This is a genomic window from Microcoleus sp. S13_C3, from assembly GCF_036700905.1.
Taxonomy (GTDB): Bacteria; Cyanobacteriota; Cyanobacteriia; order Cyanobacteriales; family Microcoleaceae; genus Microcoleus.
On the sequence record NZ_JAUBPT010000086.1, the window covers coordinates 15178 to 35676 of the forward strand.

The following is a 20499-nucleotide window of genomic DNA, read 5'->3' on the forward strand; positions in this document are numbered from 1 at the left end:
CATGAATCGATCGAGTAGTGCCATCAGTGAAACCCTCTTTTGCTTGAGTACAATTAACCTTGTCGTTTTCTTCAACCTAATCTGGATTCAATACTTGGTTCAATCAGAGCCATGTGCTAAAGAATTAGCTATCTCATCCCCTAGTCTTCTTGCGCCTACCGCGTCAATTTCCTCTAACTGCCCCAACAAAGTTCTCAGACCACTACGTCGAAGTGGGCTATGTATTATCCAACTGGGATCTGAATCCCAGAGTTCAGCAAGAAGTTGAACTAAAAGTTCACTTTCGTCATTTCTGCTAGTGGGTAAGATTTCCTGGTTTTGGATGAGCACTGTGAAAAGTAAACGGCGGAACTGTTGATAATTCTTTGATTTGCCAACACGGTACAATTTTATTCTCAACTTCGTATCAGGAAGTAATACTTCTTGAAAACGCTTTAAAAACTCCATAACCCATTGTTCTGCTTGAGTTTCGTACTTAACATTATTCTGAGACCATTGCCACAGTAGGTCAATTAATTTTATCCAGACATTTCTGGTTTTACCGAGGAATCGTAGATTTGACTCCTGTTGATTTCTAAGGTCAAAAAGATATTCTCCAACTGCACAAGCTATGTGATTTCTAAATGAGTTGTCAATTATATCTGAAGAACTCCCCTCAACAACCGAGTAACTTAAAGTATCTACAACCTTACCTAAAACAATGCAATCTACCAGTCCCATACTTTTTAGAACATCGAGAAGTATATTAATTCGTGCAGCAACTTCTGTAGGATTGGATTTTATTACTGCGTTTAAGAGTTGAGACTGATCTTTATAGAGTTTTGTATGTACAGAGCTATCTCCGTCCTCTCTTTGAGCAACTTTGTAATTTAAATAGACAGTCTCTCTGTGGTGAAGCAAAGTAAAAAGAACTTTATTACACAAGGCGGTTATAAAATCCTGAGCAGCTATGCTGTCTGGTTGGACTTCTAATACGGGAATTAATACTGCTACTAAAAAACTCCAATCAAAGCAATTGTTGAAATTACAAAATTTATCTTTGAGCCAGGGAACCACTATTTCGAGACATGGGATTAGTAGTTCTGGAATCCATTGAAAAGCATCAATGGTAGATAATTCAGGAATTTCTTTGGTTACAAATTTGGCTTGTAAGTTAACCCAAGTTTCCTGAATTTCAGGATGTTCTCCATTACTTAAACTTATTACTCGCTCTGCGGTCTCAGGAGATGTAATTAGTGGAACTAGATGGGTATCTTCTTGTAAAATGGCTTGATTGTATGAGATTGCATGAGTCAGTGCAATTAGGCGAGCTATCCAAGATGCCACATTGATTAGTTCTTGGGTGAGCTGATGAGCCAGCCCATATTCTTTGATCCACGATCGCATAAAAGCAGATGTATTGGGATCGCATACACCTATAAGGCAACGGAAGGCAGCAACCCGAAGAGAACTTTCAGATTCAACTCTTTGCAGCAATTTAGGAGCCGTATGTGCAATAAAACTTTCAGCATCCATATTGTAATTATGACAACGGCTCAATTTGTCTAAACTTATCGATAAAGTTGAAAGATCATTAGCATTATAAGTGATAGAGTCCTCCAGCTCTTGGGTGAGAGGATTAATAGGAGGAGCGAGAAGGATAGCAATCGCTGCCCAAATTATATCTATAAAAGCTTTTTCTCCAAGGCGCTCTTGTAGGGAAGTAAGCTGTTCTTCACTGGTCAGAAGAGTAACAAAATCCCGATGTAGTTCCGGTGTCTTTTGCAACTCACCATCTAGAATTTTTCGGCACCTCCTTACGATTTTAAGATGCTGAGAATTCCCAAAAAGCGCAGATTCGGCTTGAGCATCAACTTCAGCATCTTTAGGTAGAGTATCGACGAAGCCAAAGCTTCTAGTTCCATGTTCATCCTTTTCCGACAGCGAGTTGTTGCCCTCAAACCCAGTTCTGATTTTTAATGCACGAGAGCGATTAACCGCTGGAATCAAATTAAGTTGGTAATTATCCCAGTCTTCCAAAATTCGAGATGTTGCATCAAAAGGAATGTCTCCCTCTAGGCACATTGGGAGTGCTATCTTCTCTAAAAGGGGAATTTTTCTGTGAGATAACTGATGAAATTCAGCTAACTCTTGAGATTCCTCGTTTGACAGTCGGCTCCATACCTTCCCAACATCGAATGCAAAATCTTGTCCCCGATCAATTAATTCAAACTCTAACCATACCCAAAGTTGTAATGACGACTGTAGAGGTAGTAAGGAACCTTTCAAAAGATTGGGATCGCATTTAGCCAGCAAAATGAGTACCCCAAGCATTGCAACAGTGTCAGCACGCTCAAAGATAATTGATATAGAACGTTCGAGTGCTGCTTTAGTCGGACGACTGTAGAGCCATCCCTCTAGCGTCATTAAGAAACAAGCGACAATATCTGGAGACCCCGGATACTTGCGATGCCAATATAGCGCATGACGACCACCTTTGAAATCTTTTCTACTATCGCCAACAAGTAAAGTTACACGATCAATATCAGTTGGTACCAGACCCTCCAGTTTGTTCTTTGCCCAGCGATGCTCGTGCCAGTAATCTGTGGCTACATTACAAAGGGTTGCAATAACATCAACTGCAACAGGTTCATTTACTTCAAGGAGATAAAGAAGTGGTAAAAACTTGAATGTGCAGACATCAAGATCATCAGAACCTTCTGTTCCCAGAGTGTCATCTAACTGTTCAGAGGAGCGCTCGAACTCATAGCGATAACCAGGCGGTGAAATAGTCAGAGCTAAAAGTAATTCAGCACCTAGTTGTGGATTGACACGAATAACGGCACGGAGATATATGCCGCCTTGGCTGACCATAAAGTTGCGAAACTGATCGTTAACTTGTGCTGATGGGCCTCTCGGATGTGGCTGAGTAAGTATGCCTGTTCCGGGAAAGCATATGGACTGGCTGGTGTGAGTTGGCTCCAGTTTATTTGCTGGAATCACTTCTCGTCCTGCCAAAGCTCTCAACAGCCACGCTGAACGCTCTGGAACAAGTTTTAGTGTAAAGACGATACAGGCAAAAGCTGCGGATGAGGAATCATGTAACCAGTACCGTTTCTCTTGGTCGGGATCGGGTAGCAATACCCTATGAGCCAAATCAACAATTAGTTCTGCAATCTGAACCTGCAGTGGGAATGTTTCTGCAACGCCCCAGTTAAGGCACGCTTCTGCTGCTTTAAAAATTAACTTACAGTTTTCTATCAAAGCTTCTTGATTCTGCGCTAAAAGCCAACGCCAAACAGGTTCCCACAGATGTACTTTTGGAGTTCCAATTGTACGTTCGCGTAACATAAGCCTTTGGCTTGCGGACATTGACTGGAAAACTCCAAAGTAATCAGGAGTCGGCTCGGTTGCGATCGCTAGAAGACGAGAGATGAGACGCTCAATGAAAAAAGGAAGGTGTTCACCAGAACAACTCTGAAGGACGTAGCTTCCCTTTCTACTCAAAATTGCGCCATCGAGAAGTAAATCAATAAGTTGGAAATGATTACCTTCCTTTGCCTCTTGAAGCAATTCCTGCCATATTTGAGTCTCTTCTGATTCCATCGCAAGATACAAAGCAAACCAGCGCACTGGCTGAGACCAAAGAGGATTTCTCAACGTCGTCGCAAGCTCACGGACATCTAGTTCGCGACGTTTCCCCAGAAGGTAGCGAAACCTTGCACAATCTCCTACAAAACGGTGTGTGACAGCTAGTTTTTCCTCTACAACTCGAAGACAGTCTCGCCGCACCAGGGTATCTAGAATTTGGGAATTAATCCCAGAGTCATAGAGAGACAGATCGGGAGTAAATTTATTGGCTAATGAAAGCGCTGTGCCAATTAGCGCACGGCCTTCTTGACTGTCATCACGTCCATTTCCTACATGAGAGCGCCAGAACCAAGCAAGCAGGTCTAGGTCATTTTGGAAGGCTGAAGTATTGATACCATCATGCTGAACGCTACTAATCAGCCAGTCAAGAAGCTTAAGGTTCAAGGCAGGCCCAAACTCATCAGCGCGTTGAACAAGACTAGCAACGTCGGCTGGTAAAGTATGAGATGACTGAAGATCGTTAATAGGTAGTTGTGGTAACTTAACAACATCAATAGAAAGTTCTGCGCCAAGTCGAGCATCAATTTTGTCACGAACTCGGCGTTCAGCATCTAGATGCGCCACGAGAACGAAACGCACATCGGTTGATGTCTCGCTAGCCAAAGCATTTTGAAGAAGGTTAAGTACACAATCAAAGCTTTGATCATTGACATCACTCAGGTCATCTATGATGATGATGGGCTTCTCAATTACCTGAGCTGTTAAGAGTTCATCAATACGTCTTGTATCTCGGCTAGATGTGGAGTCTGGGGTTTCTGTGAAGGAAATAATATCAGAGGGATGGAGAAATAAGCGCGTATAATCTTGAAACCTTGTTTGCATACCCAGCTTGCAAAGTGCTGATTTTCCAGATCCCGATGACCCGATGAGAAGGGTTATCCGCTTCGTGAGTACAGATGCTTGTAGCTGTGAGAGTAAATCTGTTCTGGGTAGAGATAGACTGCCACCAAGTGTATGTCGAACAGCACGAAGTCGATAGCGCGATCGGCTTAATAATCTTGCCTGTGTTGCTCGGAACGCTTCCAAGCTTTTATCATTTATGAGTTCCCGCCAGATAAGAGCGCTTATACGCTCAGGAGATAAGCCTGAACCAAGTTGAAGAAGATAGCCTAACCATCGTCCTATAGTTGTTTCTGTATCCTCATCCCGTGAAAGATTTTCTAACTCAGTCGTTAAGTCGGTTCTTGGGTCGGAAACAAGCTCATAACTGACACGAGCTTTAAATTTAGCAAGTTTTTTAGAGTCTTTTTCTTTTGATTTAGTCCCCCACCCCTGAATAACGTCATCGGTATTTCTATCGTTTTTAATTTCCTCGTTATTTCCAGAGATTATGAACCGTAAATGTTCTACCAACTCTGGTGTACGTTCAGAAGCAAGATTGAAAATTTTCCAAAGTTCTTCAAGCGCTTTACTAACAGCACTGTCTGAAAGAGTTTGTTTGACTTGTGTCAGAGTAACAAATTTACCTGATTCAGTAATGTCTGAAATGGCTTCTGCGAGAATTTTATGCGCTGTATTTGGGTCTTGGCGCTCGGCTTCTGAAGCTTCTTTCCATTGACGAACAATTTTCAGCAGTGTCAACAGGAATTGGTAATCAAATCCGCTCAAAGCCAGTAAACCACCCTCTGCTTGCTTAGGATAAAATTCCTCCCAAGCATTTCGTAGCTCATCTAACTGAGAGAGCAGATTTATTTCGGAGGATGTTACAGTCGGGCTTGTTGTTTCGCTATTGACCATGCCTAATCCTAACTTTTCCTATAAAAGTTTGTTGCCCCTTTGGACTTAAAGAGTAGTTCCTGAAATAATTACCGCCGATCGACTCTTGCGGATTTCTGTACCGACTCAGGGATCGAAATTCACGAGCCAGATGCTTCCCAGTCGGTAATCGCTGCTTGCTGCCATGCTCGATCCTCATCGGTTAATTGATCGCTCAGTTCATCCAGCAATAAACAGGCTTCTACCATTGCCTGCTGTTCTTGTTGTTTGCGCCACGCTTGCAATAAAATCTCAATTAGCCGACTGCGATTTTCTACACGATTGTCAATGTAACGCACTAGCTCATCTGGCAAAGAGATAGATACTTTCATATTATTTATGCCACTTTTAATACCATTGGTCGCACAACGATCGAGCAGATAGCAAGCTGATGAAATAGAGCAGCAGCAACGCCCATTCCCTCTGATTCCGATCTACCCAGAATCCTACACAAAATTAGCCGGATCTTGATCTCGCCGATGCTTCAGCAGAATCGGAGAACCTTGGCCATCACCCACCAAAGCCGCCGTTTCCTCCAACGCTTCCCTCAGCCGCTTGGCCGCGTAGATCGACATATCGCGGGGCACATTCACCCGATCGCGCAAATACCGCAAAGCCGCATCAGAACCAGTCGGCGGCGTACAAACTTCGCCAGTCATCATCAAAGTTAAAGCACAACGCAAAGCCTCATCGAATAAATTGTCATCAGCAGGATTGACTCGAACGATGTTGCGCTGGTGCTTAATGACGCGATGAAGTGCTTCAGCGCGGGAGGTTTCCGGTTCTGGATACATCACATCCGGCAGTCCAGCCCAAGGCCCATTATCCACGCGGGCTTTATTGAGTAGCATCTGAGGTTCGCCGTTTTCATAACACCCGCCCATCTGAGGTGGTAAATCGTGGACGTGGGTGTGAAAATCGCTCTGAGTGCCGCGATAGGTAGGGCGGGTTTCCATCGCCGCAAACCAGTCAGCAAAGCGCGGGTTTTCTTCCCGCATCGAGTAGCCTTTGTAGTAGTAAAGACTGGCATTCATCCGTTCGACGTAGGGCGTAAAGATGACATCCGCAGTGCCAAATTCATCGAGGAAATAAGGCCCCGGAGTGCTAGCCAGGGCTGCTTCTACCTGGGTGACGACGCTGATAAATTGGTTGCGGTTGTGTTGTTCTACTTTGGCTGAACTTGCTGGATAGCACAGCCAAGAGCACCAGGCTCTAAATAGCAGTCGCTCTAACCGCCGCATGGGTATTACTGCCGGGTTTTCCATGCCCAAACCCAAGGGGCCGTAGACTCGTTCGAGGGCGATTAAGATGTCATCGCTTTCGGTGATGATGCGGCCGTCTAGTTCGATCGCCGGTAGCATTCCCGATGGCACTTTCCGCTTGTACCAGCTTTCTTTTTCCCCATAGCAGAACATAGTAACTTTCTCAATGCGGTAGGGGATTTGTTTTTCTTCCAGCCACAGCCAGATTTTTTGGCAATAGGGACACCAAGCATGGTTATCGCGGTACAGGGTGACTCGCACATCGGATTCGGTTTTGCCGAATAGGCGCAAGCGGGATTGAGCGTTGGTGGGGCCGTTGGTGCGATCGACTTCAAAGTCTGTGAGGGCTTCTAGTTGTGTCCAGCTTAGGGGGGTGGCGATCGTGGCGGTGGATGTCATGGGTGAATTAGTGCGGGTGATGGTTGTCAGAAATATAGACTAAATGTATATCGTTTCTCAGTCGCGATCGTCCAAAAGTTAGCCACCCCCTTGATGATTCGGCGGTTGAAACAGGGGCAACCACGGGGGGATTGCCCCTACCACACAAACTTTCGTCCGAGGGCTCTTCTGTTTCACTCTCAGTATTTTGTAGGGGTCGTGCCCCCGTGCCGACCCTCCCCATCCATTTAAGCCGGATTTGGACTCAAATCAGAGCGAACATATCTTGGGTAAGCGAGCTTGATGAAAAACCAATGACAGACGCTAATAACTCACCAGTGCTGGCGATACGGATCAGGGTGTCCTGGGCCTGGATACCTGTACCCTGGCTAATGGTCAACTGGTTAAATGTTAGACCGCCGCTTAATCCCAGTAAATCTTGACCAGTCTGGAAATCAGTAATGGTGTCCACTCCTGCACCAGAGTTGAACACAAAGCGATCGCGACCATCACCACCTATCAGCGAATCATTGCCTAAACCGCCATTGAGCAGGTCATCACCAGCGCCACCGCTAACAGTATCATTTCCCCTGTCTCCAAAAAGGGTGTCATTTCCCAAGTCCCCGGAAACTAGGTCATCGTCCTTACCGCCGTGGACAACATCATTATCTTTACCGCCATAGACAGTATCATTTCCCATGTCTCCGAAGAGGATATCATCTCCTGAATCTCCTAAAACCAGGTCATTATCCTTGCCGCCCCGAACAACATCCTTGCCTTTACCGCCGTAAAGAGAATCGTTTCCCTGATTGCCGTTGAGAACGTCTTTGCCTTTATTGCCATAGAGCAAGTCATTACCCAATCCACCAAAAAGAGTGTCATTTCCCGACTTACCGATTAAGACATCATCATTTTGAGTACCTGTGATTGAGTCGTCATTGTCAGTGCCAATTAAAGTGTCACCGCTAATCCCCTCAAGCGTTGGGGTTGGTAGTGGCGTTGGCTCTGGTAGTGGTGTCGGTGTCGGTGTTGGCTCTGGCGTGGGCGTGGGTTCTGGTATTGACGTTGGCTCTGGATTGGGTGTTGGTGTCGGTGTTGGTGTCGATATTGGGGTTGGTTCTGGATTGGGTGTTGGTGTCGATATTGGCGTTGGTGTTGGTGTCGGTGTTGGTGTCGATATTGGCGTTGGTGTTGGTGTCGGTGTTGGTGTTGGTGTTGGTGTCGGTGTTGGTGTTGGCTCAGGTGTTGGTGTTGGTGTTGGTGTTGGCTCTGGATTGGATGTAGGTGTCGGTGTTGGCTCTGGCGTTGGTGTTGGCTCTGGCGTTGGTGTTGGTGTTGGCTCTGGCGTTGGTGTTGGTGTTGGTGTTGGTGTTGGTGTTGGCTCTGGTGTTGGTGTTGGTGTTGGCTCTGGTGTTGGTGTTGGTGTTGGTGTTGGCTCTGGTGTTGGTGTTGGTGTTGGCGTTGGTGTCGGTGTTGGTGTTGGCTCTGGTGTTGGCGTTGGCGTTGGGGTTGGAGTGGGTGTTGGTGTCGGTGTTGGCGTTGGTGTCGGTGTTGGCGTTAGCGTGCTGCTCAAATAATTGAGGATGTCACTCCCGGAGAGATTCGCCACAGTTTCAATTAAGCCAGCACCAGAAACCGACTCAGCGAAAAAGTCTAAAATAGCTAGGTCTTTAGCAGCATTAGCAACCCCATCTTTGTTGAGGTCTACTAGCAGCGTTGTGCCATCTCGTTCGATACCAATAGAACCAGCAGAGGGAGCTGATAAAGAGATAGTTACGCCTGGAAGGTTAAGAATATCCGTGCCACCTGCATCTTGGATTTGACTGCCAGCGGCTTTTTGGGCATCTAGCTCGTAAGTATCGTTCCCTAAGCCAGCTTTGATGGTATCGGCACCGCCACCGCCCGTCAGCGTGTCTTCCAAAGCACCGCCATAGATTTCATCCCCATAGGGAGTGCCGATAATCTTGAATAGCTTAATATTGCTGAAATGCAGTTGGCTTGGCCCCCATGTCTGGATTTCTCCACTGCCTGTTATTGGGTCGAATTTGGGGTAGCGAATACCAACGTTGACATAGGTTGACAGTGAAGGGCGATCGCCAACGGAACCGCCAAAATCCCAGGTGCTATCACCTCCTGCAGGGTTGCCAATATCAATGAGTGTGGGAATCCCGGTTCCATCAGCATTCCCTACAAAAAGACCATAACTTCCTTTTCCATCGGTGATGTCTGTATCTTTGACAAAAGCTACTTTGGCACCGTCAGCGGCAAGAGACAGAGCGGAATTAGCATTTTCGCTGCCGGCAACCATAACGACCCCAGAGCCATCAGTGTTACCAGTCCGAATCATGGCAAGTACATTTGGTGAGTCAGCTACATACGCCGCGCTAGACCAAGCCACCTTGCTACCATCTCCTGACATGGATGGATGGAAAGCAGATTCTGAGAATTTGTTTTCGCCATAGGTATCGTCGGACAGTTTCTTTATACCGGTGCCATCTGTGTTGGCAACAAAGATTACTGCGTTTCCTGTTCTGGGAGAACGTTGCCAAACTATCTTTGAGCCATCTGCTGAAAGGGATGGAAAAGCATCATAAAGTTCCGCGAAGAAACTAGATGTAGCAGAGTCATCGGTAATTTGTTTAATTCCAGTACCGTCAGTATTGGCAACAAAAATTTCTTCCTCTAAAACAGACTCCCCCACTCTAACCACCCCACTCCAAGCTACTTTCTTCCCATCGCCTGAGAGGGAAATTTTACCGTGACCTGTAGCTACAGCACCTAGTTCAAATGTGGTAATTTTTGTGATGCCAGTGCCATCAGTGTTGGCAACAAAGAGGTCAGCTTCCTGACTCCTGTAATCTATCCAAGCTACCTTGCTGCCATCGGCTGATAGAGAGGAGCCATGAAAGTTCGGATTAGTAACAGTATTGATTCTGAAAGGTGGATTTGAATTACCGACCTTTTTAACCCACAGTCCCTTTTCATCTGTCCACGCTACTGTCGTGCCGTCGGTTGATAGAGCAACGTCATAGTGAGTAGTGCTGTTGCCAATATCAACTGTGAGGGGTGTTCCTACACCATAAGCGTTTCCTACAAAGACATCCCATGAAGAGGGATCTGTTGGGTCAATGTCTCTCCATGCGACGGCACGGGTGGGTAAAGCGGAATAGTCCAAAACTAACTGGTCAGTTCCCCCTCCCCCATTGATCGTGTCGTCCCCTAAACCGGGGATGAGGGTGTCGTTTCCGTCTCCGCCGTTGATGGCATCGTTGCCTCCACCACCATCTATGAAGTCATTCTGGGTGCTACCTGACAGAATATCTCCAAGTTCTGAGCCAGTTAGTTTTTCAATGGACTGCAATACATCACCGGCTGCGTCTCCGCCGGAACTTTTACCAGATGTCAGATCGACGGATACTGCTTCACCGGAGGAGATATAGGAGACAGCATCAATACCCTCTCCACCATCAAGAGTATCGGCTCCGGCTCCTCCGGCAAGGTAATCGTCGCCAGAACCAGCCAAAAGTTTGTCATCACCCGCTTCCCCAGAAAGGCGATCGCTTCCATCATCTCCAAAGAGGCGATCGCTGTTATCGCCACCTTTCAAATTATCGTCGCCGCCCTCACCAAAAAGCTCATCGCTGCCTGCACCACCGACCAACTGGTCATTCCCTTCACCGCCGTGGAGCGTTGCTGAGCCAGTCCCCCGATAGTACAGCTTATCATCACCAACCTCCCCTGAAAGGTCTGCCGGAGTTTGCACGCCAGCCTGAATGTTAATTAAATCGTTACCAGCACCGCCGTTGCCAACAATCTTGCTGCTGACATTGTGCTTCTGCCTGCTCTCGAATGCTGATATGTAAACAACCCCGCCTGAATTTGGATCTGGCGAAACGGTGAATATCTCATTTCCATCGTTGAGATCGCCCCTAATTCTAGCACCTGCATTTGGCCCCATATTCAGCCGCAGCACGCCACCGCCAACATCTTCCGCCAGCTTCAAACCTGTTTTATCATCGCACTTGGAATCAAAGCTGATTAGTGGCGGAGTTTTGGCCAGACCGATTTCTTCACGACCTCCTAAAAACTTATAGTAAGCGTACAACCCAGCAGTAACTTCACCGCTAGTATCAAACAAACACAGCGGATCTTCTTTAATTTGCTCCAGAATTTTATTGACCCGAACCTTGCCATCACCATTGTGTAGATTATCGTGCAGATCGAAGTTAACTTCGGTGCGAACGCTTGCTTCTACACCAGCACTAGCTACTAATGCATTGACTTCGCCAGCGCCTGCAATCCCTCCAGTCAGACTAACTTCTGGAACCTTTTCAATCGTTCCGTCGGGGTTAGTGCGGAAATCGTTCACAAAAAATCCGTTGAAAATATCAGCAGTTTTGCCACTATCTGCGAACTGCTTTAGCCCTTCTGTATCAAAGCCAAAAGCTAAATCGATGTTGGCACTAAGGTCAAAGCTGAAACGAGCTCCCAAAATATAAATGATGGGGTAAAACTGACTGTATCCCAACTTGAATTTCAGCTCCGGCATATCGTATGTAAACAAATCTGCCGTTTGCCCCAGCAGCAGCTTAAACGCATTCGTTGAATCGTTTAAGAGTGGAAATTTGAGTTGACCTGCCTTTGAGCTTTCAAAACTGCTGACCAAGTTTGTGGCTTTTGTTTCTCCTTTACTTTCTAGCTGCGATTTGATGTCGGGAATTCCCTGACTTGGGCTCGGCGATACATTTTTAAGGTCGGGGACCGATCGGATATCCGTGCTGCCTAAATTAAAGCTGCCAAGGTCAACAATCAGCTTGTCAGGGCTAGTTGAAATATCGTCGATTTTTTCAATCAAAACAGCGATTTCGCTGACGGCTTTTATGTACCCCAAATTGAAATCTGGATCGATAGCTGGCCCGATAGTTTCGATGATATCCAAGAGCGTAACATTACCATCCTTATCTTTATCTAAGGCAGCTTTGATAGCTCTGACATCAGAGAACCCCGGTAGCGGTTCTTCCAGCACTTTGATGACAGGTTGAATTGGATCTGTAACCTGCTTGATCTTTCCCAAAATAGGTTTCGCAAAGTCGCTGAAGAATGTACCCATATCCATCTGTACGTTGTTGAACGCAATAGTGGGTACATCGCCAAAACTGCTAGGATTGTCTGGATCTGCATTGCTGCTATTAAATCCCCAGTCAATATTGATGTCCGTACTAAGCGATGGCAGTACGGCAGACTCTTGAAAACTTGTGGCAGCATTCAGATTGATATTTGCTGAACCATTAAATTTGACATCTACGAGGCTTTTTAAATTAACTGATGGCAGTTCCGAAAAAAACAGTTGATTATCTGAGTCCTTTAAATCAACTGTAAAATCGCCGTTAAATTGGGTGCCTTTATCTTTGACATTGAGTTGCAGAAATCCCAGTTTGCCAGTTACCTCTAAGTTGGGAAGAGAGGCATTTAAATTAATTTTAAGTTCGTTGGCATTTGATGTATCGAAATAAAAGCCTTTAGTCTTATTGACACCAAAATCCAGATTTAAATCATAGCCAAGACCGATTTTGGCCTTGCCATTGATATCCAATTTCAAAGCTGGTAATCCAATCCCAGCATCCAAGGCTGTAGAGAATGAGTTAGCCGCCTGTTCTTTTTTGAGCCTTAAGTTAAACTTAACATCGTCGGTTGTTTCCACAAAGCTAATCGCCTGGTCAATTTCTTGGGCATCAACTTGACCATCATTATTCAAGTCGGGAAGCAACTTTAACCCACTGGGCCCCAAAGCTTCTGCTAGAGCTTGTTTGATTAGCTCCGGTGTTTTAGTTACTGCTGTATCGAGTTTTTCGTGCAGTTTATTGAGAACATCATCTTCAAAATTGCTGATAAACTGTACGCCACTTTCAGCGGAATTCTTCAGTTTATCTCCTAAAAGTGGCAATTTGTTCCCGTATACTCGGTTATTGACAGCAGCTTGAAGGGTATCTAGAAGAGCATCGAAACCTGTAATAATGTCTCCCAGATTTTCTCCGGTGTAAATTGTTGCTTGTTCAATCTGAAGAACTTGTTCATCTAAGGTAAGGGTAGCTGAATCATCCTCAGCTAAAAGCAGTTGTCGCTGTTGAGAGTTCAATGTTTCTCCACGCACTAATGCTGAGAAAATTGCCCCTTCATCTCCAGGGGTATCTGAGTTATTCAATTGCCAGTCTATTGAGTGACCGATTTCTTCTAAAATAACATTGGCGATCGCATCAATATTATTGGAATTTTCATCAAGAAACTCTCGCGATAGATAAATTGTGTTATTTGCTCCAGCAAAAGCTCCCTTGGCTCCATTAATTTCTGCTGAAGAGCGAATCTCTATCAAGGGAAGTTTTTCAAAGTCTCCATTCGCCCAATCTAGAGCTAAGCTTTTGGCAATATCAGCCTCAAAGTCGTTACCAAAAGCTAACGCCATCTTGGCAGTAAAATCAGCATCTGTTCCTAAAGCTGCGAGGAAGCTATGAGTTTTTTGTAGAGATTGCTCTAAACTATGAGTAACGGTAGTGCTATCTAGTGATAAATTCATACTGTTCACCTTTTCCCTGTAAGTATTTCCATGTATCTGCGATCGCCCTTTCTTTATCCAACTGAAACAAGAGCGATCGCCCTCTACTATTCCAGATAATCAAGAAGCATTCAAGAAGTATTTGGCTTTAGGTTTTTAGGAGAGCAACGATCCCAATAATAACTGCGATCGCTACATAGCCAAGCCCTGCAAAAACGATGATGAACTTGGGTATAGCACAGCACCAAGCAATCTGAGGCCAGGGACTTTTTACAGCGCCGCGAAGCATTTTCTCAAGCGCGAAATTTTCAGTTCGATCCAGTAGCGCTGCCAGCCATTGCGCCCAAGCCAGTAGAATTGCTAAGTTGTACTCCAAAGTTCCAGGCGCGTGCAGCCGATCGGCAGCCATCACACAGCCTAATGCGATCGCCGTTGAATAAGCCAGTAGAAAGAAATTATCCCAGTAAAGACTGCTTAAAGCCTCGTTGAGTGCCCCCTTCTCCCAGGAGGCAATAATGGCGCTAGCTTTCTCCTCATTGCCTGCCAATTCAAGAGAAAGTACACCGCAGGGAGCTTTTTCGGTTGTAAGCGATGGGTGGTTTGTCTTTGGCGCTAATCCCAAAGTGAGAGCAACCAACAGTCCCAATACTAGCCAATCAGTTAAACCACTGGGGATTAAATGGAGTGGATGCCACAATTGCATTTTCTTGCCTCCTACAGTTCTGGTGTCACTCGTAGTACAGGATCGGGGCGTGGAGTTTCTTCGTCAATAAGAGACACATCACCCCAACCTTTCACAAAATCCTGAATGTATTTGACGCGAGCCAATGCTTCGTCGCACCAAGCCTCGGAGCGAGGGTAGGGATATTTATCATTCTTATGCTGCTCATTTTTATCCTGCTGCTCTTGGGCCAGCTTCTGGCAATCTAAACTCTTGTCTCGCAGCACCTGTTCCACCTTTGTCAGTTCAGTCTCCAGTAATCCCATCAGTACCTGAAAACGCACCCATTGATGATGTTCCAACTTAAAATCATTTACTATTTTTTCTCCAGCTATCTCCCCCTTTTCCATCACTCGCTTGATAATTTCCTTGTCCATAGACAAATTCAGTCCACCTTCAGCTTTATCTAAACGAACCTGCACCACCCGTTCCCTGTAACTTGGCAGCCTCGATTGGGTGTTGTCGCGGTAGTTTTGCGCTGTTAACCAAATTGCCCGGATAAAATCGCTCAACTTGGAAATTTCTGCCCACACCTGAACTGGGCGATCGTTTGCCTTGGAAAGGTAAATTGATTTATAGAGTTCATCTCTATCCCCATCCAACGTATCTAATTGCCGGCCAAGGTTTTCTGTATCTGGATTGGTAACAACGCTGACAGCATCTGCCTCTATCTGAGTCTTATTTTCGTCCTTCTTAAATGCGTTGGGTGGCAGCGAGGTAAGGTTAATTCCAAAAGTCGGGCGGCTTGGCAACCACTCATCAAAAAGGTGGATCGGAAAGTTGCTAGAGATGCCTCCGTCACTAAACCAGTTCCGTTGCAAACACTGTTTCCAATCCTTTTCCTTGGTAAGATCGAGCTTTTTTTTGTCTTGGAAAGCAGCGTCATTAATTGTGTAGAGAGGAACTGCACCGATTAATATAGGAAAGCTGAGGCTCATCCGCATCGCGACTACCACTGGCAAATTGTCCGCTTCAGGCAAGAAATGAAAACCTTCAGGCAACTCCACGCTTTTGGTTCGGCAAGCACATCGCGTCATATATTCTACGACGTTCGACGGGAATAGCTTGGAAAACTCTTCCTTATTAAAAATAAAAGCGTGTTTTTTGAAAGGCAGTATATAGGGTTGATTGTGACTCAGGTTAGATGTCACCAGCTTGAGGTCAATGGGCTTTTGCTTTTGCTTTAGCTTGCCAAAGGTAAGTGGCTCACCGTTTTCATCAATTCCGGCAACATAGTTGATTTTGGCAGTCAGCCAATCGGTCAGCGCTTCCGGGTGTTTAGATGTGGGATTTTTTCGAGATGTGGGATTTTTTCGAGATGTGGGATTTTTTAGGCCACTGCACATTCCAAAAAAGTTATTCGGCACTTCTTTAGTGAGGATGTTGTACAAATCGTAGACGCCAACACCCAAACTACCAATCCACTGCCCTATCCAAGCAAATGATACGCTCAGTAGCAGCAAGAGTATAATAAAGCTCCCTCCGCTTAAACTATCACCCGTAAACTGAGCCACTAAAAAAAATACTACAAAAGAGAACCCTGATAAGAACAACGCGAGGATTAAACCGATTACCAATCCTCTACGCGATCCGAGTGCGAATACCCTCTGGTGTTTAGATCGAAAAGTTTCGCGAAGAAATCGAGCAAATTGGAAAAAGCCCAAGAATTTTTGCAGCGGACTAGGCTTTTCATGGTTTGTTTTTTCCGTTTCCTCTTCCTCTGGTTTTTTACTCTCGATAAAAACAGCATACAGGGTATCCATTAAGGGTTGGGTTTCTTCGGAAGGTTGAAATAGGTTGCGTAAGAAGTTGTCTTGACTAAGTTGGTCGCTTATCTCCTTGAGCTTTGTAAAGCCTCCCGTGTCCCGTCCGTATTCTGCTGCTGCCGTAACTGCGGCGGCGATCGCTCCTGCAGAAGTGCCTCCAATACTACGAAATTGATACTTTTTCGCCAGCTTTAGGACAATCGGAGGATAAACAATTGCGCTCGTCACACCCCCTTTCATTACCAAATCACATTCTTTTTTTTTATTACTCAAAAACTCTGATTCTTCTGTTGTATTCAACAACTGCCTTGGCATTTGATTTCTCCTTTTTTAAAAAAATTGCTTGCGAATAGGTCGAGGCTACCCTGATAAATTATTGAATCAATCTAAGTTCAATAAATCTCTAACTTAGGAGTAAACTAAATCAACAAGGGTTAACTAGATTCGCTTTTTTTTGTGTGTTTGTGAAACTTGCGATCGCACCCTCTTAAGATTGAAATTCACTGCTTAAATCTACCTTGATTCAGTAATAACCCGGATGCGGCAGCGGTGTCTGTGAGTAAAAGTTATAAATAGTTATATCGTGGCTGCAAACTATACCGAATTTTTAAGTATAATTGCTTAAAGACCTGCAATTGGGACAGGAACCACGAGCCTTGCGCTAACACACCGGGTAATTTTAAATAAATGACGATCGACGAAGCACTGCTTTTCCTCGACTCAGTTCTCAAACAAGAGCATCTCAACGATATTCACATACTGGTATTGCGGCAGACTTGGGAAAGACGCTCTTATCCAGATATTGCCAAAAGCGCGGGTTATGATGCCGAATATATTAAGTTTGTTGGCTTTCAGTTATGGCAAGTTCTCAGTCGGCTATTCGGAGAAAAAGTCACCAAGAGTAACGTTCAGTCAGTTATGCGACGGAAAGCACAACAGGCGCAAGTAACCGTCGCCCTACCAAATAGCCAAATTAGTCACAATATAAACAAACAAATTAATCAGAGTGACGCGATCGCCGATCGATATCCAACTGACTTAACAAAACTCAACAAAACGATTAATTGGGGAGAGGCAATTGATGTTTCTATTTTCTACGGACGTGCAGACGAATTAGCTTTATTAGAACAGTGGCTAATCGGCGATCGCTGCCGCCTAGTAACGCTGTTGGGGATGGGTGGAATTGGCAAAACCTCTCTCTCTATCAAGGTAGCAGGACGCATCCAAGAACAATTTGATTATATTATTTGGCACAGTCTCCGTAATGCTCCATTAATACTTGACTTATTGGTAGAATTGATTCAATTTCTCTCGAACCAAAAGGAAACGAATTTACCAGACACCTTAGATGCTGGAATCTCGCGCCTGATGCACTATCTGCGACAGCATCGGTGTCTTTTAATATTGGATAATATCGAGTCAATTCTACAGGAAGAAGAACGCACGGGTTGTTATCGACAGGGATATGAAGGCTACGGTCAACTTCTGCGCTGCGTAGCCGAAATCAACCATAAAAGTACCCTGCTACTAACCAGTCGAGAAAAACCGATCGGTTTAGCAGCTAAAGAAGGTAAAAATTTGCCAGTTCGTTCATTACAACTGACAGGTTTAACAACCCCAGAAGCACAGGAAATTGTCCAAGCTCTTGCTTTTTTTCAAGGATCAGACTGCGAATGGGATATTTTGAGATACCACTATGCTGGAAATCCGTTAGCCTTAAAAATGGTTGCTCCCGCCATTCGCGATTTTTTTGACAGTAGCCTGACCAAATTTTTAGAACTTTTAAACCAAGGAACTTTAGTATTTGATGATATTCGGAACCTATTAGACCGACAATTCAATCGTTTATCAGATGTAGAAAAAAAGGTGATGTACTGGTTGGCGATCGATAGGGAGCCAGTCTCGCTGGGAGAGTTACAACAAGATATAGTTTCAAAATTAACTGTCAAAGAATTACTAGAGGTTTTAGGTTCTCTCGTTAGACGTTCTCTCATCGAAAAAACCTCAGACGGCTACACTCAACAACCCGTCGTCATGGAATACATGACGGAACGATTAATCGAAAAAGTCTGCACAGAGATAACCAACAGCGAAATTGACCTTCTCAGAAGCCATGCTCTTCTCAAAGCTACAGCTACAGAATACCTTAGAGATACGCAAGCTCGTCTTATCCTTAAACCTATTGCCGATCGACTGCTTTTTAGTTTTGAACACCAGCAACTTCTCGAAAACCAACTCAAACCCATTCTGGCATCACTGCGCGGTAAACCAACACTAGAAACTGGCTATGCTGCAGGTAATATTATAAATCTATTGCGTCAGATGCAGCCAGATTTAAGCGGTTGGGATTTTTCTAATTTGACCGTTTGGCAAGCTTATTTACCCGATACGAATTTGCATCAGGTCAACTTTGCGGGTTCTAATTTAGCTAATTCCGTTTTCGCCGAAGTTTTGGGCAGTGGTTTGTCAGTAGCTTTTAGCCCGGATGGAAAACTTTTAGCAATGGGCGATACGAATAGTGAGATTCATTTGTGGCAACTGCCAGAAGTTAGGCTGCTGAGAACTGGCAAAGAATACGGCAGTATCGTGTTATCCGCTGCTTTTAGTCCAGATGGGAAAACTCTTGCTACTGGCGGTAGTAACGGGACGATTCGTTGCTGGGATGTTAGCAGTTGGTCTATCCGTCAAATATTGCAGGGAAATACTAGCACTGTGCTGGGAGTTGCTTTCAGTCCTGATGGCAAGATGCTTGCTAGTAGCATCGGTGATGGAACTGTGCGTTTTTGGGATTGGAGTAATGGAGGATGCTTGCTAACTTTGCCAGCACACAAAAGTCAGGCTTGGTCGATCGCATTTAGTCCTCAAGGTAATATTTTAGTTAGTGGCGGTGATGACGGAACGCTCAAACTGTGGGATGTAGAGACGGGAGAATGCCTGAAAATGTTTGAGAGTGACAGCAGTCAAATTCGATCGGTGGCTTTCAGTTTAGACGGTAAAACGGTAGCCTGTGGTGGTCATGATGCTTTGATTCGCATCTGGGATATTAGCACGGGTGAAGTCTTGAGCATTAGCTCTGGACACTCACGAATAGTGGTGTCTGTTGCCTTTAGTCCAGACGGTCAGATTTTAGCAAGTTGCAGCGAAGACAGCACCGTGAGATTGTGGGAGGTGGCATCGGGTGAGTGTCTAAAAACACTGCAAGCACACACCAGTCGAGTTTCATCTGTCGCGTTTCGTCCAGATGGCAAAATTTTAGCTAGCACTGGTGAAGACTGCACGGTGAGACTGTGGGATGTTAAAACAGGTCATTGTCTGAAAACAGTATTGGGGCAAAGCAATCCAGTAAATTCGGTAGTTTTCTCGCCCGACGGCCAAACTTTAGCGAGTAGCGATCGCGCCGTGAGATTATGGAATATCAAAACCGGGAAGTGTCTTAAAAGCATACAGGATGGACATACTAATCGATTGAAATCCATTGCCTTCAGTCCGAATGGAGACTTGCTGGCGAGTGGATTCTCTGACACTCGTGTCAGGTTATGGGATACTGCGATCTGTGAGTGTCTAAAAAGTTTAGAGGGTCATTCTGCTTGGGTTTGGGGAGTTGCCATGAGTCCCGACGGTAAGACATTGGCAAGTTTCAGTGAGGATCCGACTATCAAACTATGGGAGATGAGCACAGGGCAATGTCTTTATACTTTTACTGAGCATGAGAGTTGGGTGATGGCAATTGCTTTTAGTCCTTCAGGTGATATCCTGGCTTCTGCGAGTACCGATAAGACGGTGAAGTTATGGGATGTCAGTACAGGGAAAGTCTTAAGCACTTTGATGGGAAATAGCGGTTGGGTTTGGTCTGTCGCCTTTAGTCCTGACAGTAATATTTTGGCAAGCAGCAACAGTGACGGTAGTATCAAGTTTTGGGATATCAATACCGGACAATTTTTGACTGCCCTGGAGGGACATGACGGTATTGTGTCATCTGTAATGTTCAGTCCTGATGGTACACACTTGGCGAGTGGCGGTCATGACCAAACTGTACGAGTGTGGGATGTTAGCACGAATGAGTGCTTGCAAGTTCTGCGGGGACACGACAATTGGGTGTGGTCAGTTGCTTTTAGTCCAGATGGTCAAATTCTAGCCAGTGCTAGCCAAGATGAGACGATTAAGCTTTGGGATGCAGTAACGGGTCAGTGTATCAAAACCTTGCCTGTTCCCAAACCTTATGAAGGAATGAATATTACAGGTGTTAAAGGTTTAACTGAGGCGACTGTTGCGACGCTCAAAACACTGGGGGCAGTTGAAGTAAATTGAGCGCGACTAATACCAAATCCGGGTTTACTACCCCTTTTTTTTTGTATTATATCCCACATTCCGCACCCCGAACTGGCACATAGGCGGATTGAGGGGGTAAAAGTGAATCATCCGAGACCATCATGAGTA

Annotated in this window: 7 protein-coding genes; 1 reads left to right on the plus strand and 6 read right to left on the minus strand. The window is 45.2% G+C overall.

Annotated elements, in window-relative coordinates:
* Positions 1–99: 99 nt before the first annotated feature.
* From QUA16_RS22020 to QUA16_RS22045, 6 genes are all read right to left on the minus strand, one after another.
* Positions 100–5367, minus strand: a complete 5268-nt coding sequence (locus tag QUA16_RS22020) for a hypothetical protein (RefSeq protein ID WP_333105694.1) — start codon at positions 5365–5367, stop codon at positions 100–102.
* Positions 5368–5486: 119 nt separating this feature from the next.
* Entirely contained in the window at positions 5487–5717 is a 231-nt protein-coding gene (locus QUA16_RS22025; protein ID WP_333105692.1) for a hypothetical protein, read from the minus strand.
* Positions 5718–5831: 114 nt separating this feature from the next.
* Positions 5832–7046 (minus strand): glutathione S-transferase family protein, encoded by a 1215-nt coding sequence (locus QUA16_RS22030; protein ID WP_333105691.1) that lies wholly within the window; start codon positions 7044–7046, stop codon positions 5832–5834.
* A 244-nt stretch (positions 7047–7290) separates the two neighbouring features.
* Positions 7291–13596 (minus strand): hypothetical protein, encoded by a 6306-nt coding sequence (locus QUA16_RS22035; protein ID WP_333105690.1) that lies wholly within the window; start codon positions 13594–13596, stop codon positions 7291–7293.
* 127 nt (positions 13597–13723) lie between these two features.
* Complete coding sequence (locus tag QUA16_RS22040) at positions 13724–14278, minus strand: hypothetical protein (protein WP_333105689.1); 555 nt, start codon at positions 14276–14278, stop codon at positions 13724–13726.
* Positions 14279–14289: 11 nt separating this feature from the next.
* The gene (locus QUA16_RS22045) at positions 14290–16377 is read right to left on the minus strand and encodes a patatin-like phospholipase family protein (RefSeq protein ID WP_333105687.1); all 2088 of its coding nucleotides are present in this window, start codon (positions 16375–16377) and stop codon (positions 14290–14292) included.
* A 372-nt stretch (positions 16378–16749) separates the two neighbouring features.
* Between QUA16_RS22045 and QUA16_RS22050 the strand changes: the two genes are divergently transcribed.
* Positions 16750–20370, plus strand: a complete 3621-nt coding sequence (locus QUA16_RS22050) for a WD40 domain-containing protein (protein ID WP_333105686.1) — start codon at positions 16750–16752, stop codon at positions 20368–20370.
* The last annotated feature ends 129 nt before the right edge of the window (positions 20371–20499 follow it).